The sequence below is a fragment of the Micromonospora sp. NPDC049799 genome (assembly GCF_040656655.1).
GTDB lineage: Bacteria > Actinomycetota > Actinomycetes > Mycobacteriales > Micromonosporaceae > Micromonospora.
Map to the genome: position 1 here is coordinate 1 of NZ_JBFAMU010000336.1, position 5,488 is coordinate 5,488.

The following is a 5,488-nucleotide window of genomic DNA, read 5'->3' on the forward strand; positions in this document are numbered from 1 at the left end:
GGCCCTCAACGCCCGCGCCGGCTCGCTGCTGCGGGCGTACACCTATCGGGGGAGCGCGGGCGGCGGCGTGGTCGCGCCGGCCGCGCGGACCCTGCTCACCGACGACCTGAGCGCGCCGGCGTCGGTCTCCCGGGACCCTCATCCGGTGTACGCGATCCGTATCGGCAAGCACCGCGACGGCTCGAAGCCCGGGGTGCTGGCGTACGCGCAGGAGCACGCGCGGGAGTGGGTGCCGCCGCTGGTGACCGTCGAGACCGCCGAGCGGCTGCTGCGCAACTACGCGCACGACGGGCGGACGAAGCAACTGCTGAACGACCTCGACATCTGGATCGCGCCCTCGATCAACCCCGACGGTGGGCACTACTCGTTCTACGACTTCAACTCCCAGCGCAAGAACATGACCAACCACTGCCCGCTCACCGGGGCGGCGGACTTCCTCGCCCGGGACTCGTGGGGGGTGGACAACAACCGCAACTACACCGAGTACAGCCTCTTCGACGGTTTCTCGGGAGCGTCGTCGAGCTGCACCAGCGGCACGTACGCGGGCCCGGGTGAGCTGTCCGAACCGGAGAACCGCAACCTGGACTGGCTGGCCGCCCGTCCGAACATCCGCTTCTCGATGAACCTGCACTCCTCGGGCAACTACTTCATGTGGTCGCCCGGCGCGTACGCCCTGCCCGGCCGGGTCTCCGCGCCCCGACCGACGCTGGATGAGGAGTCCGCGTTCTGGGGTTCCTCGGAGCGGATCCTGTCCGCCATCAAGCGGCACCGGAACATGGCGGTCACCCCGGCCCGTACCGGCCCGATCTCCGACGTGCTCTACTCGGCGGCCGGCAACTCCGGTGACATGCTCTGGTACCGGTACGGCATCTACGCCTGGAACTTCGAGGTCGGCACCTCCTTCCAGCCGGAATGGGCGGAGGCGCACGAGGAGACCATGGAGTTCGCCAACGGCCTGGTCGAGCTGATGCGGGTGGCGCGCGACTTCGACCGGGACCAGACCCGCCCGGAGAGCGGTCTGGTGGTCGGGCCGGGGGCCACGCCGGGGACGGTGAACGTGACCTTCGAGGTCAGCGAACCGGCGGCGGTCTTCTACACCCTCGACGGCGGCGTCCCCACGTACTCCTCGACCCGCTACGGGTCGGCGGGCATCCGTGAGGGCGGGGAGACGCTCACGGTTCCGCTCGGCGCCACCGTCCACTGGTTCTCGGTGGACTCGGCGGGCAACGTCGAGAACAACTACACCCCCGACGGGAGCGGCCGGAACTTCCGGAAGGCGGTGGCGACCCTGCCGATCGGCTGACGGGTGCACGTCGGCGGTGCCCCAGGCCGGGGGCACCGCCGACCTGTCCCGGGGAAACCGTCATGATGACGTGGTGAAGATCCTGTCCATCCAGTCATCGGTCGCCTACGGCCACGTGGGCAACTCGGCGGCCGTGTTCCCACTCCAGCGGCTCGGCCACGAGGTGTGGCCGGTGCTCACCGTCCACTTCTCGAACCACACCGGGTACGGCGCGTGGCGTGGGCCGCTGCTGGCTCCGGCCGACGTCGCGGAGGTCATCGAGGGCATCGCCGACCGGGGGGTCCTCGGGAGCGCCGACGCGGTGCTGTCGGGCTACCAGGGGGATCCGGCGATGGGCGCGGTGATCCTCGACGCGGTGGACCGGGTGAAGGCGGCCAACCCGGAGGCGGTCTACTGCTGTGACCCGGTGATGGGCGACGTGGGCCGTGGCATGTTCGTCCGGCCGGGCATCCCCGAGTACCTGCGGGACGTGGTCGTTCCCCGGGCGGACATCATCACCCCGAACCAGTTCGAGCTGGAGTTCCTGTCCGGCCGTTCGACGGACTCGCCGGAGGCGTTGCTGGAGGCGGTCGACGTCGTGCGGGCGACGGGACCGCGGCACGTGCTGGTGACCAGCGTGCTCCACGGTGACGTCCCGCAGGGGTCGCTGGAGGTGGTGGCCGTGTCGGACGAGGGCGCCTGGGCGGTGACCACTCCGCTGCTGCCGATCAGCCCGAACGGTGGCGGCGACGTCACGGCCGCGCTGTACCTCGCGCACCTGCACACGACCGGCTCGCCCGCGACGGCGCTGGAGCGCACCACCGCCGCCATCTTCGCCGTCCTCGAGGCGACCCTCGCGGCGGGCACGCGGGAGATCCAGCTGATCGCCGCGCAGGAGGCGATCGCCGACCCGCCGGCGCGGTTCGCCGCCCGCCGGCTGCGCTGAGGCGGACGGTAGGCGGCCCGCGACAGGTCGCAGTCGCCGAGGGACCGATGTGACACAAACGTCGGTCCCGACGCCGAGGGACACGAGGTGCGCGGTGCCAGCATCGCGACCTGTATCTCCATCGTGATCCCCCAACTACGGAGACCTGTTGATGCTTGAGACCGCCCTCGCCAAACTCCTCTCTCTCAAGGTCGCCGCCGCCGCGGTGGCCACCGTCGCCGCTACCGGTGGCGTCGCGGTGGCTGCGGCGACCGGGGCGGTGCCCAACCCGCTCAGCAGCGGCGGGGCAACCGCCACCCCGCACCCGACCGGCAAGCCGTCCGAGCACGCCGGGAAGTCCTCGGCCGGGGAGAAGGGCTCGGGGTCTCCGTCGCCCTCACTGGACGGCCTGTGCCACGCGTTCAAGGCCGGTGCCGGCGACAACCCGGGCAAGGCGCTGGAGAACCCGGCGTTCACCGCGCTGATCACCGCCGCCGGCGACGAGGAGAAGGTGGCGGCCTACTGCGACGCCCTGCTGACGAAGAGGAGCGACAAGGCGGTACCGAGCACGCGACCGACCGACGCTCGCCCGTCGCGCCCGGCCGGTAAGCCGGACAGCCCCGCGACCAGCGCGCCGGAGACCAGGCCGACCGGTCGCCCGGCAAGTCAACCGACGGCACCGCCCGCCAAGTAGACCCTCCCGCCCGGGCCCGTCGCCCAGAAGTGAGGAGCGGGGTCGCGATCGCGACCCCGCTCCTTCCCATGTGGGACACCGCAGAGGATCAGTAGACGACCACTCCGTACGCGTTGACCGCCTCGCGGACGGGCTGGTAGAAGGTGGTGCCCCCGGACCTGCAGTCGCCGCTGCCGCCGGAGGTGATGCCAAGGGCCTTGGTGCCGTCGTAGAGCGGGCCGCCGGAGTCGCCGGGCTCAGCGCAGACGTTGGTCTGGATCATGCCCCTCACGGTGCCGCCGCCCTTGCCGACGTAGCGGACCGAGACGTTGAGCGCGGTGACCGTACCGCTGTGGGTGCCGGTCGTCGACCCGGTGCGTTTGACCGACTCCCCGATGAAGGGGTCCGCGACCGCGAAGCCGCCGGGGTGGCTCAGTGACGTGTTGTCGTAGCGGACCAGCGCGTAGTCGTTGCCGGGGTAGCTGGAGCCCATGGTCGGGCCGATGAGAGTGGTCAGGCTGGAGTTCGTGTACCAGGTGTTGGCCACGTTCCCGCAGTGCCCGGCGGTGAGGAAGTAGTAGGTGCTGCCGCTGACGACGTTGAAGCCCAGCGAGCAACGGTAGCCGCCGCCGTAGATGGCGTCACCGGCGGCCAGCAGCGGGGTGAAGACTCCGGGTGCGCGCTCGATCCGGATCGCGCCGGCCCTGGCGCCGGCAGTCTGCTTGATCTTCGTGATCTCGGCGCGGGAGACGGTGCTGTCGGCGGTCACCACGACCCGAGCGGATGCGCCGTCCACGTGCCAGGCGATGCCTTCGACGCCGGAGCGTTGCACCGCGTCGTTCACCGCCGAGAGGTCACTGGCGCCGTAGGTCTGAGGGGAGGCTGCCACGGCGGTCGGAGCGGCGAGCGCGGTCGTGACGACCACACCGACGGTTGCGGCGAACAGGCGGGCGGATCGGGCGACGTGACTGCGGGATGGGCTGCGGGGGATCCTCACTGTCTCCTCCTCGGGAGCGATGGGGCCAGATGGGTGGTGGCCCCGTGAGTCGCCGTCGGAAGAGGCATCTCCGGGTTGATGGATGTCACCTTCCTGACATGCGCTTTCGTCAGTATCGGCGTGCATCGATCGATTTGCAAGATGCAACCAGGTGGGTGAACGTGCAGGTCATGAAGCCGCAGAGTCATGACGATGCTGATCGGGAAGTCGACGGGCTCGCTACTTCTGGGGAGAGTCCTGACCCCTGGTGACCATGGAAGGCGCGCAGCGCAGCGTCGGCGGCCGTACCGCTACCTGCTGCGTCGAGCGGTCCGCACGCCGTACGCGAGCGCGCCGATGACGAGCAGGCCGCCCAGGCCCTGGAGGCCGGGCGAGTCGTCGGACTCCCCGAACACGACGGCGGCGACGCCGATCGCGACGGCGAGGACGACGAGGACGTACTTCACGGGCGCGGTGACCATGTATCGATTCTCACGCGCTACCTATCGAAAGTCAATCGGCTCCGGCTCCATGTAAAAGATTATTGACACCGCCCGTGGGTCGGCCGTACCGTTCGGGTGTCAAGAATTCTTTACATGGGGAGGGCTCGTGGCCTTCGAGGAGAAGCGCGCCTGGGCGATGGGCCTGGTCGCGGTCGCCGGCTACGCGGCGTACGTGGTGCTCGTCCTCGGCCGGGCCGGCGACGGGCCGCTGACCGGGACGCCGTACGCGGGCACGCTGCTGTGGACCGTCGGCGCCGCGATCGTCGCGTCGATCGTGGCGCACGTCGGCATCGCCGCCGCCTCCGGTGAGGAGGCCGGCGTCACCGACCAGCGGGACCGGGAGATCGGCCGGGTGGGCGAGCACATCGGCCAGTCGTTCGTCGTCGTGGGTGCCGTGGCGGCCCTGCTGATGGCCCTCGCCCGGTGGGACCACTTCTGGATCGCCAACGTCCTGTACCTCGGGTTCGTGCTCTCCGCCGTGCTCGGATCGGTCGCCCGGATCGTCGCGTACCGCCGGGGTTTCCAGTCGTGGTGAAGCCGACCCGGGTCACCAACTCCGTCCGCGCGCTGCGGGTCGCCCACGGCGAGATGAGCCAGGCCGAGCTGGCCCGCCGGATCGGCGTCACCCGGCAGACCGTCATCGCCATCGAGCAGGGGCGCTACTCGCCGTCGCTGGAGACGGCCTTCCAGATCGCGGCCGTGTTCGGCGTACCCCTGACCGACGTCTTCCACTATCCGACCGACCCGCAGGAGGAACCATCGTGAAGGCGATCGTGCAGGACCACTACGGCCCGACCGAGGTGCTCGGCCTGCGGGACGTCGACGTGCCCACCCCCGGCGAGGGACAGGTCCTGGTCCGGGTGCACGCGGCCGGTGTCGATCCCGGCGTCTGGCACCTGATGACCGGCCTGCCGTACCCCGTACGCCTGGCCTCCGGACTGCGGCGGCCCCGCAGCCGCGTCCCCGGCATGGACCTGGCCGGGGTGGTCGCGGCCGTCGGGCCCGGAGTGACCGGCCTCGCCGCTGGCGACGAGGTGTACGGCACGGGCGTCGGCACCTACGCGGAGTACGCGCTCGCCCGCGCCGGCCGGCTCGCCCCCAAGCCGCGGACGCTGACCTTCGTCGAGGC

General features: G+C 70.8%; 8 protein-coding genes. 6 read left to right on the forward strand and 2 right to left on the reverse strand.

The features are described from left to right. From AB0I76_RS21440 to AB0I76_RS21450, 3 genes are all read left to right on the forward strand, one after another. Positions 1–1,303 (forward strand): M14 family metallopeptidase (locus AB0I76_RS21440; protein WP_357038179.1); only part of this gene is annotated, 1,303 nt, incomplete at its 5' end. A 73-nt stretch (positions 1,304–1,376) separates the two neighbouring features. Continuing rightward, positions 1,377–2,228 carry a pyridoxal kinase PdxY gene (pdxY, locus tag AB0I76_RS21445; RefSeq protein WP_357038182.1) on the forward strand — a complete coding sequence of 284 codons (852 nt, stop codon included), beginning with the start codon at positions 1,377–1,379 and terminating at the stop codon, positions 2,226–2,228. Positions 2,229–2,379: 151 nt separating this feature from the next. After that, on the forward strand, positions 2,380–2,901 hold the full coding sequence (locus AB0I76_RS21450; protein WP_357038185.1) for a hypothetical protein: 522 nt from the start codon (positions 2,380–2,382) through the stop codon (positions 2,899–2,901). Between the two features lie 88 nt (positions 2,902–2,989). Here AB0I76_RS21450 and AB0I76_RS21455 read toward each other — a convergent pair whose 3' ends face one another. Both AB0I76_RS21455 and AB0I76_RS21460 read right to left on the reverse strand, forming a co-directional pair. Continuing rightward, complete coding sequence (locus tag AB0I76_RS21455) at positions 2,990–3,877, reverse strand: S1 family peptidase (protein WP_357038188.1); 888 nt, start codon at positions 3,875–3,877, stop codon at positions 2,990–2,992. Positions 3,878–4,167: 290 nt separating this feature from the next. Beyond that, positions 4,168–4,338: a hypothetical protein gene (locus AB0I76_RS21460; protein WP_357038191.1), complete on the reverse strand. Its 171-nt coding sequence runs from the start codon at positions 4,336–4,338 to the stop codon at positions 4,168–4,170. A gap of 127 nt (positions 4,339–4,465) precedes the next feature. Between AB0I76_RS21460 and AB0I76_RS21465 the strand changes: the two genes are divergently transcribed. From AB0I76_RS21465 to AB0I76_RS21475, 3 genes are all read left to right on the forward strand, one after another. Further along, entirely contained in the window at positions 4,466–4,894 is a 429-nt protein-coding gene (locus tag AB0I76_RS21465) for a hypothetical protein (protein ID WP_357038193.1), read from the forward strand. Positions 4,895–4,926: 32 nt separating this feature from the next. Continuing rightward, positions 4,927–5,124 (forward strand): helix-turn-helix transcriptional regulator, encoded by a 198-nt coding sequence (locus AB0I76_RS21470; protein ID WP_357038199.1) that lies wholly within the window; start codon positions 4,927–4,929, stop codon positions 5,122–5,124. Then, positions 5,121–5,488: alcohol dehydrogenase catalytic domain-containing protein (locus AB0I76_RS21475; protein ID WP_357038196.1), on the forward strand; the 368-nt coding region annotated here is incomplete at its 3' end. The genes AB0I76_RS21470 and AB0I76_RS21475, both read left to right, overlap by 4 nt.